The following is a 15,353-nucleotide window of genomic DNA, read 5'->3' as shown; positions in this document are numbered from 1 at the left end:
TGTCAATCCACTCGCGTTCACTCGCGCGGACGCTTGGTGTTAGAACGCACTCCGAGTAGGACATCTTCCCAGTGCGGGGTCGTAGCGCGGCGACGGCGGCTCTTTGGCTTTGGCTCCGGCGAAGGGTTCTGCAGGAACTCCTCGTCGTTGCCTTCTGCCTTTGGCTTATCTGCCGCAGACTCGGTAGCAGAGGAGGTCTCTGATGCAGAAGCCTGTGTTTCAGCGGCGCCAGCAGGGCGGGCCGCGCCGGTAGCGCCGGAGTCTGTATTGGCGGAGTCCGCTTCGACATCAGCAGGTTGCGGATCCGGTACGACCGTCGGTGCAGTGAAGTCGGTGATGTTGGTGACTGCGCTCGGCGTCTCGCCGTCTATGGCTTTGTCATAGCGCTCGCCGCGGCCGACGGAGGTCAGGGAACGCACTGGCTGTACGAAGTCAGGGTCGGTGAGATCGGCGGCAACGGAGTTGCGGGCCTCCACGGTAGCCGGGGAGGACATGGACTGCTTAAAGGTCCACTCCGCCTCGTTCTCAGAAAGGCCGGCCTTCCACGTGATGCGAAGGATCCACGGTTCGCCCTGATGGCGGTAGGCATCCCAGGTCGACTCCGAGAGGGAGTGGCCGCGTGCGGCAAAGGCCGTGGCGAGAATCTCCCAGAGAGTCAGCTTGGCCGGGCCGTCTTCGCGGATGGGGTGGGCCTGCTTGGCGACGTCGGCAATGCGGGCGCGCTCCAGCAGCACCGGGTGTGCGAAAGGCTCGATGCGGGATTCGGGGGCGCCAATTTCCTCGGCGATCTCTGCGGCAGATGCGCCAGCGCGGATGCGGGCCTGAATTTCCGCCGGGCGCAGGCTGATTGCGTGCGGGCGGGAGTCGCCGTGGTCACGCATGCCAGAGCGCGGCTGCGAAATAGGTGCCGGAGTGGTTGTGGTCAGTTGTGGCGCAGCAGGCGCAGTGGAGTCAGAGGACTCAGCCGCGGTGGATGCCTCGTCGTCATCCTTCTTTGCTTCCGCGTCGCGCTGTTCGTGTTCGCCAGAGGAGGCGGTGCTTGCAGCCGAGTCTGCGTCGCTGGATGCTACAGAATTCACAGAATCTGCAGTATCCGTAGAGTCATCTGCTTCCGCCGCGAACGGGAGCTTGGAGACCTTGCCCCATGCGTCATCCTCTGGCTTAGGTGCGCCTAGAATCTCGCGGAGATCGTCGGTGACGGCCAGGAAAAACTCTTCGCCTTCTTCGGTTTCCATGACCAAAGAAGTAGTGGTTGAGTCGCTTTTTGCGAGGAAGAGCTCGCGCATTGAGGGGCGCTCCTTTTGCTTGTCGACGGATTCGGACAACGGATTTGGATACTGACAGTTTATTTAAAACCGCATCTAGGCATTGCGACTAGTGCAATCGATCCACACCCCAACGGGGCGCGTGTGATGAAATCCACTTTAACCCAGAAAAGCCCCGCGCCTTATGAAGAACGCGGGGCATGTTGGCTGGAAAAGCCCTGTCAGTTGCTCTTAGCGCCTATCCAGAAGGTAGTCGATTGCTTGTGTGAGCTTGGCGACGTCGTCTGGCTCAATCGCGGGGAACATACCAATTCGCAGTTGGTTGCGCCCCAGCTTGCGATAAGGCTCGACATCCACGATGCCGTTCGCTCGCAAGGCCTTGGCTAAGGCCGTAGCATCCACGGTCTCGTCAAAGTCGATGGTTGCCACGACTAACGAGCGGCCAGCGGGCTCGGCGACGAAAGGCTTGGCCTCTTTTCGCGATGCGGCCCAGTCATAAACAATGGTGGAGGAAGCGGTGGTGCGCGTAACCATACCGTCGAGCCCGCCGTTGTCGTTCATCCAGCGGACCTGATTTTCCAGCATCAGAAGAGTAGACACGGCTGGAGTGTTATAGGTCTGGTTCTTGCGCGAGTTATCCACGGCGGTCTGCAGGTTCAGGAAAGCCGGGATATAACGTTGTGCAGCATTAAGCTTTGCGATGCGTTCAATCGCAGCAGGGGAGACCGCCGCGAGCCAGAGCCCACCTTCGGATGCGAAGCACTTCTGCGGCGAGAAATAGTAGACGTCAGCCTCGGCCATCGTGACGGGCAATCCGCCAGCGCCCGACGTCGCATCGATGACAACGAGTTGCTCCGGATTATTTGGCTGTGGGCGCAGCACCTCAACCATCGCGCCCGTCGAGGTCTCATTGTGTGCCCACGCCACAACGTCAGCATCGCCGAAATCCACCGTGCGCGGGTCGGGAGCGGTGCCGGCGGGGAAGTCGTAAACGATGGGCGCTGTGAGCCACGGTGCACCAATACTTGCCTTGGCAAACTTCGAAGAGAACTCTCCGTAGGTCAAATGCGCGGACTTGTTTTCGATGAGGCCGAACGTCGCGGCGTCCCAAAAGGCGGTGGCGCCGCCGGCCGAAAGGATAATCTCATAGCCGTCTGGAAGCTTGAATAGTTCTCGCAATCCCTCACGAATCGAACCCACCACGTTTTTCACGGCGGGCTGGCGATGAGAAGTGCCGATTATGGATTTAGCCCCCGCAGTAATTGCCTCAATTTGGGCGGGGCGTACCTTGGAAGGGCCGCATCCGAAGCGACCGTCCGTAGGGAGTAGATCTGCAGGTAAAGTTGGTTCTGTGTGGAGCATGGGGCACAGTCTAACCTAATTTCGGTCATCCTATTGGTAAACGTTAAAAGTTTAGGATGTTGGCAGCGTCACAAATTTTGATAAAGTGTGAAGAGATTTAAAACGTAATGCCGGTTTGGAGCCGGTGTTTTAAGTGTTGAGAAAGGATCAACAAGTGGCTTCTGAAGACAACAAGGTTGTTCTCCACTACCCAGGTGGCGAGTACGAGATGGATATCAAGCAGTCCACCGAAGGTGACTCTGGCTTTGATATTGGCAAGCTTCGCAATGAGACTGGCCTCGTAACCTTTGACCCCGGCTACGCCGCTACCGGCTCCACCGAGTCCAAGATCACCTTCATTAACGGTGAGGAAGGCATCCTGCGCCACCGCGGCTACGACATCGCGGATCTGGCAAACAACGCCACCTTCAATGAGGTTTCCTACCTCCTCATCAAGGGCGAGCTGCCAAACCAGGAGCAGCTGAGCGCTTTTAACGATGAAATTCGCCACCACACCCTGCTGGATGAGGACTTCAAGGCGCAGTTCAACATCTTCCCGCGCAATGCGCACCCGATGGCGGTTCTGGCATCCTCCGTTAACATTCTCTCCACCTACTATCAGGATCAGCTCAACCCGTTGGATGAGGAGCAGTTGGACAAGGCAACCGTCCGCCTGCTGGCTAAGGTTCCGATGCTTGCTGCATACGCTTACCGCGCATCCCAGGGCAAGCCATATATGTACCCGGACAACAACCTGAACGCACGCGAGAACTTCCTGCGCATGATGTTCGGTTACCCAACCGAGGAGTACAACGTCGACCCAGTCGTCGCAAAGGCTCTGGACAAGCTGCTCATCCTGCACGCAGACCACGAGCAGAACTGCTCCACCTCTACCGTCCGCATGATCGGTTCCGCACAGGCAAACCTCTTCGTTGCTATCGCCGGCGGTATCAACGCTCTGTCCGGCCCGCTACACGGTGGCGCAAACCAGGCCGTTCTCGAGATGCTCGATGAAATCCAGAAGAACAACGGCGGCGACGCAACTGACTTCATGAACCGCGTGAAGAACAAGGAAAAGGGCGTCCGTCTGATGGGCTTCGGCCACCGCGTGTACAAGAACTACGACCCACGCGCAGCCATCGTCAAGGAGACCGCACACGAGATTCTCGAGCACCTCGGCGGCGACCCAATGCTGGATCTGGCAATGGAGCTCGAGAAGATCGCTCTGGAGGACGAGTACTTCGTTTCCCGCAAGCTGTACCCGAACGTCGACTTCTACACCGGCCTTATCTACCGCGCCATGGGCTTCCCAACGGACTTCTTCACCGTCCTGTTTGCCATCGGCCGCCTTCCGGGTTGGATCGCTCAGTACCGCGAGCAGCTGGAGCTGAACACCAAGATCAACCGTCCGCGTCAGATCTACACCGGCGAGACCTTGCGCACCGTTTCCCCGCGCGCTGAGCGTGCATAATAGGCCCTTTGAATTGCAAGGCTTTAGTCACGAAATGATGACAAATCAAGTCATTGCGTAGGCCAAATAAAGCCGAATCGCAGATGAACCCTTATACTGGGCACACTGCGATTCGGCTTTCGCCGTTCGTGCAGGCCTAGTTCTCGGCCTAAAAGCGAGACAACTAGGCGCCGAATCGATATCACAAACGTTTCCCAAGGAGGATTTTCCCCAATGGATAAGCCCGTAATTGAGGCTCATACTGAGCCGGCCCCGACTGAGCTAGTTATCGAGGACATCATCGTCGGCGACGGCGCAGAGGCACAGCCGGGTGGCTTTGTTGAGGTTCACTACGTGGGCGTCTCGTATGAGGACAACCAGGAATTCGACTCTTCCTGGGGTCGCGGACAGTCCATCGAGTTTCCGCTGACTGGCCTCATTGCAGGTTGGCAGGAAGGTATCCCGGGCATGAAGGTGGGCGGCCGTCGCAAGCTCATCATCCCTCCGGAGAAGGCATACGGCCCAGCTGGCGGAGCGCATCCACTTGCTGGACGCACCTTGGTCTTCGTTATCGACCTGCTGCGTGCGTAAATAACGTTTCTTTTTGGCTCCACCTTTTGCCCCCGTATTGCTAGGGCAGAAGGTGGAGTTTCTTTTTGTGGGCACAAGAACTTGAATTTTTCGGCGTCACGCGTGGCGAAACTCGTGCACAATGGAACCATGAGTGTCCCATTTATCTCTTTTAATGATGATCGCGAGATGCCACAGCTTGGTCTGGGCACCTACAAGATGACGGGTCAGGAATGTATCACGGCAGTACGTGAAGCCATCGAGCTCGGCTACCGCCATTTCGATACTGCCACCTTGTATGAGAACGAGGCAGAGCTAGGCCAGGCCCTAAATGATGCGATGCGCGCCGGTGACGTCACCCGTGATGAGCTCTTCATCACCTCCAAGGTCTGGCATGACAGCCATGGGGCGAAGGGGGTAGACGCAGCATTTACTGAATCGCTGAAGAAGCTGCAGCTGGACTACCTAGACCTCTACCTGATCCACTGGCCGTGGCCACAGGCTGGACTCTATGTGGAGACCTTTGAGGAGATGGCTCGTCTGCAGGGCATGGGGCAGATCGCTTCCATCGGCGTGGCTAACTTCTACGAGGAAACGCTGCAGGAGATCATCGCGCGAACGGGTATCGTTCCAGTGTTGAACCAGGTGGAGCTGCATCCGGGGTTTACCCAGCCGGAGTTGCGAGAATTCCATGATGAACATGGCATTGTTACAGAGGCATGGTCGCCGCTGGCGAGGGGAGAGGTCCTTAACAATGCGGAGATCAAGAATGTGGCGCAGCGCCTTGAGGCAACCCCGGGACAGGTAGTAATCGCCTATCTTCTAGCCAAGGGGATTTCCGTAATCCCGAAATCCACCAAGCGTGAGCGCCTAGAGGAGAACTTGGCGGCCGCTCAGCTGGAGCTTAGCCACGATGACATTGCGGCAATCGATGCCCTCGATAACGGCGCGGCTGGGCGCTTGTACAAGGACCCGCGTGAGTTTCCGGGCTAAACGCTAAAGGCGGCCTTTCGGCCCTCAGAAAACGGCCTAGAGGCGGCAGGGAACGGCGTTGTTCTCTGCCGCCTTTTCTTGCCATATGGCCTTTCGCAATGTTTGCAAACTCGAGCGTTGAAAGATATGGGGGTACTTTTCACGCTTTAAAAAGTGCAGTAAGCAATGGGGTTAGGGGGTAGCTAAGGCTTGCTAATCGCAATTCGATTGGCAAGCTTTACAACCTCGCAATGCGAATTGGGTAACTTACTCCGTAAGGCGAAACGTGATTCATCACACTATCTCTATCTCGTGTGGTTCATTAATCACTTTCGTGTGGAATCTTGAGAACCCAAGGAGAGCGACATGACTAGCGCACCTACCTCGATGCTCGAGCGCCGCGAACCGACAGCGCAGGACTTCATCGAGATGCGCGATAGCCCGCAGTTTAAGCAGTTACGCGGTGCATATCGTAACTTCACTTTCCCGATGACCATCGCCTTCTTCCTGTGGTACGTCATCTACGTGTTGGCTGCCGTCTTTGCGCCTGGATTCATGGGCACCGAAATTGGCGGTGGGTGGAACGTGGGGCTCGTATTCGGGCTCGCCCAATTTGTCACCACGTTCGCGATTACGTGGATCTACGTCAAGTACGCCAACAAGAAAATTGAGCCGCGTTCAGCAGCTATTCGTGAGGCATTGGAGGGATAGATTATGCTGACTTTCAACCTAGCTGCCGAGGCCGCGCAAGAAGGCTCCGGAAACCCGGTGCTCAACATCGCCGTTTTTGGCGCGTTTCTTGTCATCACCATGTGGGTGGTTTTAAGGGCAGGAAAGACCACGAAGAAGGCCTCGGACTTCTACACCGGTGGTGGCACCTTCTCTGGCCGCCAGAACGGTTTGGCCATTTCGGGTGACTATCTTTCTGCCGCGTCCTTCCTCGGTATCGTTGGTGCAGTTGCCCTTAACGGATATGACGGATTCCTGTACTCAGTGGGCTTCTTCGTGGCCTGGCTGGTGGCACTCATGCTGGTCGCCGAGCCGATGCGTAACGTTGGTCGCTTCACTATGGCGGACGTATTGTCCTTCCGCTTGAAGCAGCGCCCGGTACGCGTCGCGGCGTCCATCTCTACGCTTTTTGTCTCGCTTTTCTACCTGATTGCACAGATGGCCGGCGCAGGCTCCCTGGTGTCGGTGCTTTTGGATATCCATGACTTCACCTGGCAGGCGGTCGTGGTTGGCATCGTGGGTGTTTTGATGATCGTCTACGTTCTGGTGGGCGGTATGAAGGGCACCACCTATGTGCAGATGATCAAGGCAGTCCTCTTGGTCACCGGCGTCGTGGCGATGTGCATCATGACCTTCATTGCGGTGAAGGGCGGCTTTAGCACCTTGTTCTCCGACGCCGTCGATATGCATGCGGGCTCGGATTACCTCCAGGAGAAGGGCTACGAAGCTTCTCAAATCATGGAACCAGGCTTAAAGTATGGAAAGACTTTGACCACCAAGCTGGACTTCGTTTCCCTCGGTATCGCTCTGGTGCTCGGCGTTGGCGGCCTGCCGCACGTGCTCATGCGCTTCTACACGGTTCCGACTGCAACTGAGGCACGCCGTTCTGTGACCTGGGCCATCGTCATCATCGGCGCTTTCTACCTGATGACCCTCATCCTGGGCTACGGTGCCGCGGCACTCGTGGGCCCGGACCGCATCCTAGCCGCGCCGGGCGGGGCCAATGCCGCAGCGCCGCTTCTGGCGCTAGAACTCGGCGGCTCGGTATTCATGGCTGTCATCTCGGCGGTTGCATTCGCCACGGTGCTGGCAGTAGTTGCAGGTCTGGCGATTACCGCGTCTGCATCCATCGCGCACGATATCTACCACGCGGTTATCCGTAAGGGAGAGTCCACCGAGTCGGAGCAAGTCCGTGTCTCGCAAGTTACGGTCGTAGTCCTCGGCATCGCTGCCATCATCCTGGGCATTCTGGCTATGACTCAAAACGTCGCGTTCTTGGTCTCTCTCGCCTTCGCCGTCGCGGCTTCTGCAAACCTTCCGACTATCCTGTACTCGCTTTACTGGCGTCGCTTCAATACGGCCGGTGCGGTGGCGTCCATGTACACCGGCGTCATCTCCTGCCTGCTGCTCATCTTCTTCTCCCCGGCAGTATCCGGTTCTGAGACCTCGATGTTCCCGAACGCGGATTGGGCGCTGTTCCCACTGTCGAATCCGGGCCTGGTTTCCATTCCGCTGGCATTCATCGCAGGCTGGTTGGTTTCCATCCTGACCCCGCCGGATGACTTTGAGGATCTGTCCGCAGAGATGGAGGTACGGTCTCTGACCGGCGTTGGCGTGGAGGCCCCAGTCAACCACTAAACCTGGCAGAGTTCTGAGTATTATCTAATGCGTGCTCGATTCTTTGTCTAAAACGAAGGCGGTGCCGATGAAGGTCGGTACCGCCCTCGCCGCGTTTTCACTCGCCGGCGGCCTGCTGTGCGCATGTACACCGTCGCAGCAGCACGATAGTAAGGCCGCCTCGGCGTCGGCAAGCAATGCGTCTGCGTCCGACCTTCGGCATGAGCTGGGGGAGCCTGCGCTTTCCGACGTCCCCGATGACGTCAGTCAGTTCCTCGCGGGTAATGAAGACCAGCAGCTGAGCTACTACCGCATCGGTGATGGAATGCGTATGGCAACGGCAAATGAGCATGAGCCGCGCCCGGCATTGAGCCTTATCAAGCTGTATATCGCGACCTACGTGCTAGAAAAGGGAAGCTTCGAGGATAAATACGAAGCCTTAGATATGATCGCCAGCTCCTCAGATGCAAGCGCAGAAGATCTCTTTGAGAAGTACCCGAATTCCATTGACTCCGTGGCAAAGGAATATGGATTGCAGGCCACGAAGGCCGGTGATCAATGGGGCACCTCGGTGACCTCCATGTATGACGTGGTGCGCTTCGTGGTGCAGCTGAAGGAAGATAACCCCACCCACCCGGTCCTGGTGGCGATGGCCCACGCCGATCCCATCTCGGAAGACGGATACGAGCAGGACTACGGCACGGCGAAACTGCAAAATGTAGTGGGCACCAAGTGGGGCTGGTCAAATGACAAGACCTTGCACTCTTCGGTTTCCTTTGGCAAGAACTTCGTTGTTGCAGCTACCACCTATGGCAGCGCCGATGATCTCACGGACTTTGTAAAAGACGAGGTAACGGGCAGCAACCTGCGTAAGGGCACTGACCGCTACCAAAAGGCGCTCAACGGTGAGAGCGTTGCTCCAGTAAGTCCTTCGAAGCCTTCTACGCCTGCCTCCAAGACGACCATCACCGTGACCTCGACTCTGCCGAAGTCTGAGAAGAAGGGCTCTGATAAGGACCAGAGCAAAGACGGTGGCAAGGCCAAGCGCGGGGATAAGAGCAAGGAGCCTACCGACGCCGGCAAGAAGAGCGCCGAGAAAAAGAAGGACAAAAAGAAAGAGCCGACCTCGTCGGCTCAATCTGAAAGCGCTACTTCAAAGCGTTCTGAATAGTAGAGGCTAGGTCGATGGCTCCCTTGATTTGGTCCTGGGAGACGGAAGAGCCGCCGTAGGAGATGCCGTTCTGGTTTACTTGCGGCAGGCGCATGCCTGGCACCGCGTGCTCTACCTGGGAGCTAAGCGCACCCATCGCATCAGAAGACTGCGGGGAGATACCCGGGATGTTGCCCGGCTGTGCCGGTGCGGCCGGTTTCGGTGCGGAAGGCTTGGCTGGTGCAGCAGGTGCCTTCGGGGCCTTCTGGCCCGGCATCCATTGGCCCCAGTCGCGGGCGTAGACCTCGTTGATGTCCACGGTCACGCCGTCGATGGTGCGCTGCATGTTGCCCGGCAGCTGGTGAATCGTGGTGCGTGGGTGGATCTTGCCGTTCGAACCCCAATCGTGCATCCAGAAGAAGGAGCCGATTCCATCGCGCACGCACCACTCGATCGTGTTGTAGTTGCCGTATACGCCGGTCTGGTAGCCCGCTGCCGAAAGCAGGCGGCTAAAGGCCTGTAGGTAAGGCTTGATCTGTTGGTCGTACTGGGCGCGGGTCGGGTTATCGTCAATCGCGATGTAAATCGGGCGATTGGTCGGTCCGCCTGCTGCCCTGTGCAGGGCAATAGCCTGCGGGGCGTGGATGGCTGCACCTGCGGCACCTTGCTTCCAATCGGCGGTTTCGGCACGGCCAAACTGGTAGATGGAGGCCGTCGCCAAGCCCTGCGCGGCGTTAGCCTTGGTTTCCTGCAAGGTGACGGGCTTGCCGGTCATCCAGGATTCGGCGCCGGGGCGACGCTTGGAAACATAACGGATGGCGCCGAGATGGCCCGCGCGCTTGATGCCTGCGGCGGAAGGAACACCGACGGCGAAGTCGATGATGGTGCCGCGCACCGGTCCAAGCGCCGCTGCATTCGGAACGGCAGAACCGATGGCGCCTGCGGTCAGGGCGAGAGCGCTGACCTTTAAGAGGCCGCGACGGGAGAAAGATGGTGACATGTTGAGCTCCTGCAGTAATCACATTTGTCACAGTAGTTAACAATTGCACCATAGCAGGAGGTCTTGGGGCATTCCCGGAGTGCAACCGCATGTCGCGCTTTTACTTCGGGAAACTATTTTGAGTCGTTCCTAAACGTCACTTGCGTGGAGTTCTCAACCGTGCGCGATACCGTGCAGTCCTTCTCATGAGAGATGCGAATCAGGTTGTCCACGAGCTTGCGCGCTTGGTTGCCCTCGGGGGTATCCGGGAACGATAGATCGAAGCCCACGCGAACCTCCGACTGGCGCGATGCCCCGTCCTCATTTACGCGGTCGCCTTCCATGTGCACATCAAAAGATTTCGGCTCCGCGCGCTGGGACGTTACGACGTCTACCTCCACTGCGGCAGACCCCGCAACGGCCGCCAAAAGGTGTCCCTCCAACGATAACTAGCCGTTCCCGGCGGACGAGCGAGATGCTGGCGTCATCCGGATTGATGGCGCGGTATACCGAAATTTCCACGCCGTTAAGGTCAATGCAGGATTGCTTAGTGCTCTCACTTATGGCTTAGAGTTCAAGCGGGTTCAGACTATATACGACACTGCCTTCTGAGAGCATGGTGATGAAGATGGGTGTGATAACCAGCGTTCCGTGTCGGCTGTGATCGGTATTAGCCTAAAATTTTATGCTTAAGACGGCGGGTGTAACCGCTGCAAAACGGCGGCACCGTGCCATCGCTGAGCTGGTCATGGTTCTTGCGGGGTGGTGATCTAAAAAACCAAGGGCGGCGCGAAGCGGATGCGCACCGTTTGTCCCATCGCTGGCTTATCGTCCGCGGTGGTGCGGAATGTGGTTCCCGATCCATGGGTGGCGGTAACGGAGTAGTGGCCGGCTTCGTAAATGGCAGAGTCAACTACTGCTGGAACCGTGGCACCTGGATGGTTTTCCTCCACGATTGTTGCGTGGTGCGGTAGGATGGCGGCCTTAGTGCCTTCGCCCCGCACGGAGACTTCACTCAATGGCCAAGAAATGCCAAGGGTTGGGCACTCGACGCGGCCTCCTGAGATAGCGGCCTGGACTATTGTGGCATCCGCAATAAATCCCGCGACCAGCGGGCTTCCGGGACTTTCCAGCAGCTGTTGTGGGGTAGCAATCTGCTGGATTTCGCCGCCATCTAGAACCACGACTCTATCTGCGATTGCCAGCGCCTCGGCGCGATCGTGGGTGACGTGCACCGTGGTTAAGCGCTGCTTTTGCGTCAGGGTTACCAGCTCGCGGCGCAAATTATCGCGCAATGGTTCATCGAGGGCTGAAAGAGCTTCATCCAGTAATAAAACCGTGGGATTAGCAACGATCGCCCGGGCCAGCGCAACGCGCTGGCGCTGCCCACCAGAAAGGCTGTCCGGAGTACGGTTCTCGAATCCTGGCAGGCCCACGAGAGCTAAAGTCTCAGAAATGCGCTCTTCGCGCTCGGGCTTTGCTACTTTCGCCTGGCGCAACGGGTAGCCAACATTGTCTTTAACAGACATGTGCGGCCAGATCGCGTGCTGTTGGAAGACCATGCCGATGCTGCGTTTCTCGGGAGGAATAGCAGTCATCTTCCGGCCATCTATGTAAAGCTCACCTGACGATGGAGAAATAAAACCAGCGATGGTGCGTAAGAGCGTGGTTTTACCGGAGCCTGACGGGCCAACGAGTGCAATGAGTTCCCCAGGTTCGATGGAGAGGTTGATATCGCGCAAGCCGGTGGTTCCGTCCGGAAAAGTGACCGTGAGGTGGGAAGCTGCAATTTTCGCCATTATTAAGTCCTTACCTTGGGAGCACGGATAGTCAGTGCGACGGCAATGATGCCAAGTAGCGCAAAGAGCAGGGCGAGTGCCGATGCCTGGTTATAATTTCCTGCCTGTTGCAGGTTGAAGACTTGGACACCCAGTGTTGTCGTTCCGGGTGCGACGAGGAGTACGGAAATAGTAAGTTCTCGAATCGCGGTCACCGCTACGAGCACCGCACCGGATATCGCCGCTGGAATGGTCATCGCGCCGGTGGTAGTAAATAGCGCCTTAAGCGGCGTGGCGCCGGAAATGCGCGCTGCTTCTTCCACGGTGACCGGGGTGCTTATTAGCGGGGCACGCACGGCCTGGACAACGAGTGCGGTAAAAGCACAGACGTAGGCGATAAGGATTATCCAAATGGTGTTATACAGCCCAGTATAGCGCCCGGCAATCAGCCAGGCGACACCGATGATAAGCCCAGGCAGCGCGCTCGGTAGCAGTGCAGAAAGGGTTAAAAGCGTATTTCCTCGAGCCTGAGTCCGGGTCACTAGAATTCCGATGACCCAACCAAGAACCCCGCAGATTATCGCGGCGGTTATTGACAGAAATGCGGAATTACTGAGTCCGTCGATGACGCGCGGGTTGGATAAAGCGCTGCTAAAGTTCGCCAGCGAGATGGTTTCTAAGGTAAATGGAACCCCAGGAGCTGGCAGCAATGCGCGGTAGGCCAAACCGAGAATTGGGCCAATGGAAATGGCGAGCCCGCACACCCACATGATGATCGTGACCGGCCAGCGCGCCGAATGCAGTGCGAAACGCGCCGGACTTCCGGAGTCATGTGTAGAAGACGAGTTTTTCAGGGAGGTGAGATAGTCCATGATTACTGTGCCGATTCCCAAAAATAAGAGGACAACGCCGATGGTCGATACCACTTGTAAGGGGTTGGATACGGTGCCGGAATCAATGAACCGGTAAATCATCGTCGCGAGCGTTTCGAACCGAGCCGGCGATCCGATAATAGCGGGAATGCCGAAATCAGCCAGATTAGCAATTGCTGTGAGAGTGAACGCGGACAATAGTGCGGGGCGCAGGAGTGGAAGGGTGACCGTGCGCAGAACTGTCACCACGGAAGCCCCAGATACTCGGGCGGCTAGCTCAAAATCGGGGGAGATGGAGCGCAAGCTTGAAGAAATGATGACATATGCCGTGGGAAAAGAATGGATAGTCATCAGCGCAATGACCCCGTCTGCGCCGTAGATATTCCATATTTCGAACTCAAAAAGCTTATTCAAGCCCTGATTCGGGCCGAAGAGTTGAATCCAGGCGATCGCTCCGATAAATGGCGGAACCAAGAGAGGCGAAAGCAAGAATAGGCGCAGTACCGAAGAGCCGTAGATATCTGTGCGGTCTAGCGCGATGGCAATAACGGTGCCGATGATGACGGCAGCGAGAGCTGAAAGCGCCGTGGTAAATAGCGAATTCCATGTGGCGATGCCGAGCCCTTGCTCTAGCAAGATGGGAATTTGGTTTCCGCCCAGTGCAAGGGAGACAACAAGGGTCAAAGGCGCGATGAACAGGCCAATGGCAATCAGCCACACGCCAACGCGTAGCGCGGATACGGAGGGATTTTTCAACAAGTGGGCCACCAAGAACTAGGAAGACACTGCCTTTTGGAATACCTCGACGGCGGCGTCTTTATCCTTGGTGATTTTCCCCAAGTCCTGGTCCATGAGCTCAATGTCTGTGAGTTCAGGGGTGCCTGCTGGGGTTCCCACGTCCTCACGCACCGGGAGGTACGACTGCTCGACGGCGATTTCTTGTGCCTTCTTTGAAAGCAGGAAGTTGATGTATTTCTGGGCTGCTTCCTGTTCCTGGGAGTCTTTGAATACGCCCGCAGGCTCAGAAATATATGGTGATCCTTCGGTGGGGTAGGCGAGGGCAATTGGGGACCCCTTATCCGCCAGGTCGCGGACTAAGTAATCGACGACCACGCCCACGGGCTTGGAACCGGAGGCGATTTCTTGGGAGGTAGGGCCATTGGAGTCTGCGATCATCGGGGCATTCTTGCCCAGATCTTCGATCCACGCTTCTCCGAGGTCTGAATTATTCTTCCACGCTGAGGCGTTGAATGCCGCTGCACCGGAGACCGCTGGGTTAGGTAAGACGAGTTTGTCTTTGTACTTCGGATCGGTGAGATCCGCCCAGGAGGTCGGGGCATCGTCTTCTGCGATCTCGTCGGTGTTATAAGCAATTATCGTAGGGATTATGCGCGTGCCGACATAAAAATTCTTGTCGTCCTTGGCCTCGTCGATGATGTCATCGGAATCGACATCGGCAAGCTCGATGAGGTCACCATCCTCAGCGTAATTTTCAAAGGTAGGTCCATCGGCTGCCCAGAAAACATCCGCTTCAATGTCGCCAGATTGCTTCTCTGAAGAGATGCGGGCGTTCAAATCACCGGTGCCAGCGCGGTATACATTGACCTCGATATCGGGGTATTCCTCGTTGAAGGCCGCATTGATCTCATCGACCTTTTCCTCTGGTTCGGAGGTATAGACGGTTATTGAGGTTGAGTCGCTGGTCGCCTGTGAATCTTCTTGGTTGGACGCAGGCTCACCGCACGAAGTAAGAAGGACGGTTGAAGCAAGGGCTATGGCAGAGAGAGAAGTGTGCTTCGACTTCATCGTGGGAGTTCCTCCAGAGAGAATAGTGATCAGGAACATCAATCTAACTGCACTGAAGTTAAGACAACTTGGGATCGATGTAAACGTGCAGTAAATTTTTAGCACCCTTGATCGGGTGCTTGGAGGGTGAGGTGGTTAAGTCGCCCTTTCAAGACTGCATTAAACGGTATCCGCTTCTTTGATCCCACCAACGCGAGCGATTATGGCGGATGGCTCGGCGCGTTATCGTCATATTCGGCCGTGGCTGGAGACCACGGTGAGGCGTACACCGGTGGCCGTTATTGAGAGCGCCTAGAGATATCGGTGCAGATGCTGGCAGACCCGCTGGAATACTAGCTTTGTGCAGTGTGCTAGGCGCTTTCCGATGGCCACATTCATCCAGCGTTTTCCATGGCGGGGTTACGCGCCAAACAATCAATCTGCTTGAAAACGGCCGGTATAACCCGACCCTCAAGTTTTGCCTTGCGATCTGTCACAGGTTGGATAGCTCGCTCGACCAACTATTTTGGGAGGAACAGAATTGCCAATCCTAAACAAGATCTCTGACGAACGTTTACTCGCAAAGAATCTGCGCAATATCAGAATTGCGTTTGTCATCCAGACCCTAGGCATTATTGTCGTGTTGGTCAACGAATGGATAAAGAACGGTTCGCGGGCGATGTTCGCCGAGCCTTTACACCTCGTTTTGCTGGTTAGCCTCACCGTTTATGTGGCGCTCACGATTCCTATAGCGCGCGAGAATGAGGAACAGTAGGAGCCGGGGTGGCCCGAAAGCGGGCGTACTGCTGAAACCCATTACGTTGTTAGCAGTTCCACCCCAGGGC

15 protein-coding genes are annotated in these 15,353 nt (G+C 56.8%); 8 read left to right on the top strand and 7 right to left on the bottom strand.

Annotated features, from left to right (window positions below; translation table 11 throughout):
* Positions 1-17 precede the first annotated feature (17 nt).
* Together sepH and serC are read right to left on the bottom strand one after the other, a co-directional pair.
* Entirely contained in the window at positions 18-1,286 is a 1,269-nt protein-coding gene (sepH, locus tag HMPREF2692_RS09580; protein WP_070518261.1) for a septation protein SepH, read from the bottom strand.
* Positions 1,287-1,496: 210 nt separating this feature from the next.
* Positions 1,497-2,627: a phosphoserine transaminase gene (serC, locus tag HMPREF2692_RS09575; RefSeq protein WP_070823484.1), complete on the bottom strand. Its 1,131-nt coding sequence runs from the start codon at positions 2,625-2,627 to the stop codon at positions 1,497-1,499.
* A gap of 154 nt (positions 2,628-2,781) precedes the next feature.
* Here serC and HMPREF2692_RS09570 point away from each other — a divergent pair, with 154 nt between their 5' ends.
* The 6 genes from HMPREF2692_RS09570 to HMPREF2692_RS09545 all read left to right on the top strand — a co-directional run bounded on the left by HMPREF2692_RS09570 (position 2,782) and on the right by HMPREF2692_RS09545 (position 9,115).
* The gene (locus tag HMPREF2692_RS09570; RefSeq protein WP_082778565.1) at positions 2,782-4,077 is read left to right on the top strand and encodes a citrate synthase; all 1,296 of its coding nucleotides are present in this window, start codon (positions 2,782-2,784) and stop codon (positions 4,075-4,077) included.
* A 213-nt stretch (positions 4,078-4,290) separates the two neighbouring features.
* A complete protein-coding gene (locus tag HMPREF2692_RS09565; RefSeq protein ID WP_061921152.1) occupies positions 4,291-4,647 on the top strand; it encodes an FKBP-type peptidyl-prolyl cis-trans isomerase in 357 nt (118 codons plus the stop codon).
* A 129-nt stretch (positions 4,648-4,776) separates the two neighbouring features.
* Entirely contained in the window at positions 4,777-5,619 is an 843-nt protein-coding gene (locus tag HMPREF2692_RS09560; RefSeq protein WP_070823482.1) for an aldo/keto reductase, read from the top strand.
* Between the two features lie 345 nt (positions 5,620-5,964).
* Positions 5,965-6,309 carry a DUF485 domain-containing protein gene (locus HMPREF2692_RS09555; protein ID WP_062035619.1) on the top strand — a complete coding sequence of 115 codons (345 nt, stop codon included), beginning with the start codon at positions 5,965-5,967 and terminating at the stop codon, positions 6,307-6,309.
* 3 nt (positions 6,310-6,312) lie between these two features.
* Positions 6,313-7,965, top strand: coding sequence for a solute symporter family protein (locus tag HMPREF2692_RS09550; protein ID WP_062035618.1), 1,653 nt, complete (start codon positions 6,313-6,315; stop codon positions 7,963-7,965).
* 31 nt (positions 7,966-7,996) lie between these two features.
* Positions 7,997-9,115: a hypothetical protein gene (locus tag HMPREF2692_RS09545; protein ID WP_246823442.1), complete on the top strand. Its 1,119-nt coding sequence runs from the start codon at positions 7,997-7,999 to the stop codon at positions 9,113-9,115.
* Here the strand turns inward: HMPREF2692_RS09545 and HMPREF2692_RS09540 are convergent.
* The 5 genes from HMPREF2692_RS09540 to HMPREF2692_RS09520 form a co-directional block, all read right to left on the bottom strand.
* A complete protein-coding gene (locus HMPREF2692_RS09540; RefSeq protein WP_070823480.1) occupies positions 9,093-10,094 on the bottom strand; it encodes a DUF1906 domain-containing protein in 1,002 nt (333 codons plus the stop codon). The two genes, HMPREF2692_RS09545 and HMPREF2692_RS09540, sit on opposite strands and share 23 nt — an antisense overlap.
* A gap of 113 nt (positions 10,095-10,207) precedes the next feature.
* Positions 10,208-10,516: an OsmC family protein gene (locus HMPREF2692_RS09535; RefSeq protein WP_141740989.1), complete on the bottom strand. Its 309-nt coding sequence runs from the start codon at positions 10,514-10,516 to the stop codon at positions 10,208-10,210.
* A gap of 327 nt (positions 10,517-10,843) precedes the next feature.
* Positions 10,844-11,872 (bottom strand): ABC transporter ATP-binding protein, encoded by a 1,029-nt coding sequence (locus tag HMPREF2692_RS09530; RefSeq protein WP_061921169.1) that lies wholly within the window; start codon positions 11,870-11,872, stop codon positions 10,844-10,846.
* A 2-nt stretch (positions 11,873-11,874) separates the two neighbouring features.
* Positions 11,875-13,491 (bottom strand): ABC transporter permease, encoded by a 1,617-nt coding sequence (locus HMPREF2692_RS09525; RefSeq protein ID WP_371326191.1) that lies wholly within the window; start codon positions 13,489-13,491, stop codon positions 11,875-11,877.
* A gap of 6 nt (positions 13,492-13,497) precedes the next feature.
* A complete protein-coding gene (locus HMPREF2692_RS09520; protein ID WP_061921171.1) occupies positions 13,498-14,529 on the bottom strand; it encodes an ABC transporter substrate-binding protein in 1,032 nt (343 codons plus the stop codon).
* Positions 14,530-14,876: 347 nt separating this feature from the next.
* Here HMPREF2692_RS09520 and HMPREF2692_RS13565 point away from each other — a divergent pair, with 347 nt between their 5' ends.
* Together HMPREF2692_RS13565 and HMPREF2692_RS09515 are read left to right on the top strand one after the other, a co-directional pair.
* Complete coding sequence (locus HMPREF2692_RS13565; protein ID WP_201040668.1) at positions 14,877-15,062, top strand: helix-turn-helix domain-containing protein; 186 nt, start codon at positions 14,877-14,879, stop codon at positions 15,060-15,062.
* Positions 15,050-15,283, top strand: a complete 234-nt coding sequence (locus tag HMPREF2692_RS09515; protein ID WP_061921174.1) for a hypothetical protein — start codon at positions 15,050-15,052, stop codon at positions 15,281-15,283. The genes HMPREF2692_RS13565 and HMPREF2692_RS09515 overlap by 13 nt, the downstream gene beginning before the upstream one ends.
* The last annotated feature ends 70 nt before the right edge of the window (positions 15,284-15,353 follow it).

Origin of the sequence: Corynebacterium sp. HMSC036D03 (assembly GCF_001836185.1) — a bacterium.
Taxonomy (GTDB): Bacteria; Actinomycetota; Actinomycetes; order Mycobacteriales; family Mycobacteriaceae; genus Corynebacterium; species Corynebacterium simulans.
This window is presented reverse-complemented; position numbering and strand designations above follow the sequence as displayed.

Excerpts from the sequence above, each read along its gene's own strand:
- serC (WP_070823484.1), bottom strand. The coding sequence starts at position 2,627 with ATGCTCCACACAGAACCAACTTTACCTGCAGATCTACTCCCTACGGAC.
- HMPREF2692_RS09520 (WP_061921171.1), bottom strand. The coding sequence starts at position 14,529 with ATGAAGTCGAAGCACACTTCTCTCTCTGCCATAGCCCTTGCTTCAACC.
- HMPREF2692_RS09560 (WP_070823482.1), top strand. The coding sequence starts at position 4,777 with ATGAGTGTCCCATTTATCTCTTTTAATGATGATCGCGAGATGCCACAG.
- HMPREF2692_RS09530 (WP_061921169.1), bottom strand. The coding sequence starts at position 11,872 with ATGGCGAAAATTGCAGCTTCCCACCTCACGGTCACTTTTCCGGACGGA.
- HMPREF2692_RS09555 (WP_062035619.1), top strand. The coding sequence starts at position 5,965 with ATGACTAGCGCACCTACCTCGATGCTCGAGCGCCGCGAACCGACAGCG.
- HMPREF2692_RS09550 (WP_062035618.1), top strand. The coding sequence starts at position 6,313 with ATGCTGACTTTCAACCTAGCTGCCGAGGCCGCGCAAGAAGGCTCCGGA.
- sepH (WP_070518261.1), bottom strand. The coding sequence starts at position 1,286 with ATGCGCGAGCTCTTCCTCGCAAAAAGCGACTCAACCACTACTTCTTTG.
- HMPREF2692_RS09540 (WP_070823480.1), bottom strand. The coding sequence starts at position 10,094 with ATGTCACCATCTTTCTCCCGTCGCGGCCTCTTAAAGGTCAGCGCTCTC.
- HMPREF2692_RS09565 (WP_061921152.1), top strand. The coding sequence starts at position 4,291 with ATGGATAAGCCCGTAATTGAGGCTCATACTGAGCCGGCCCCGACTGAG.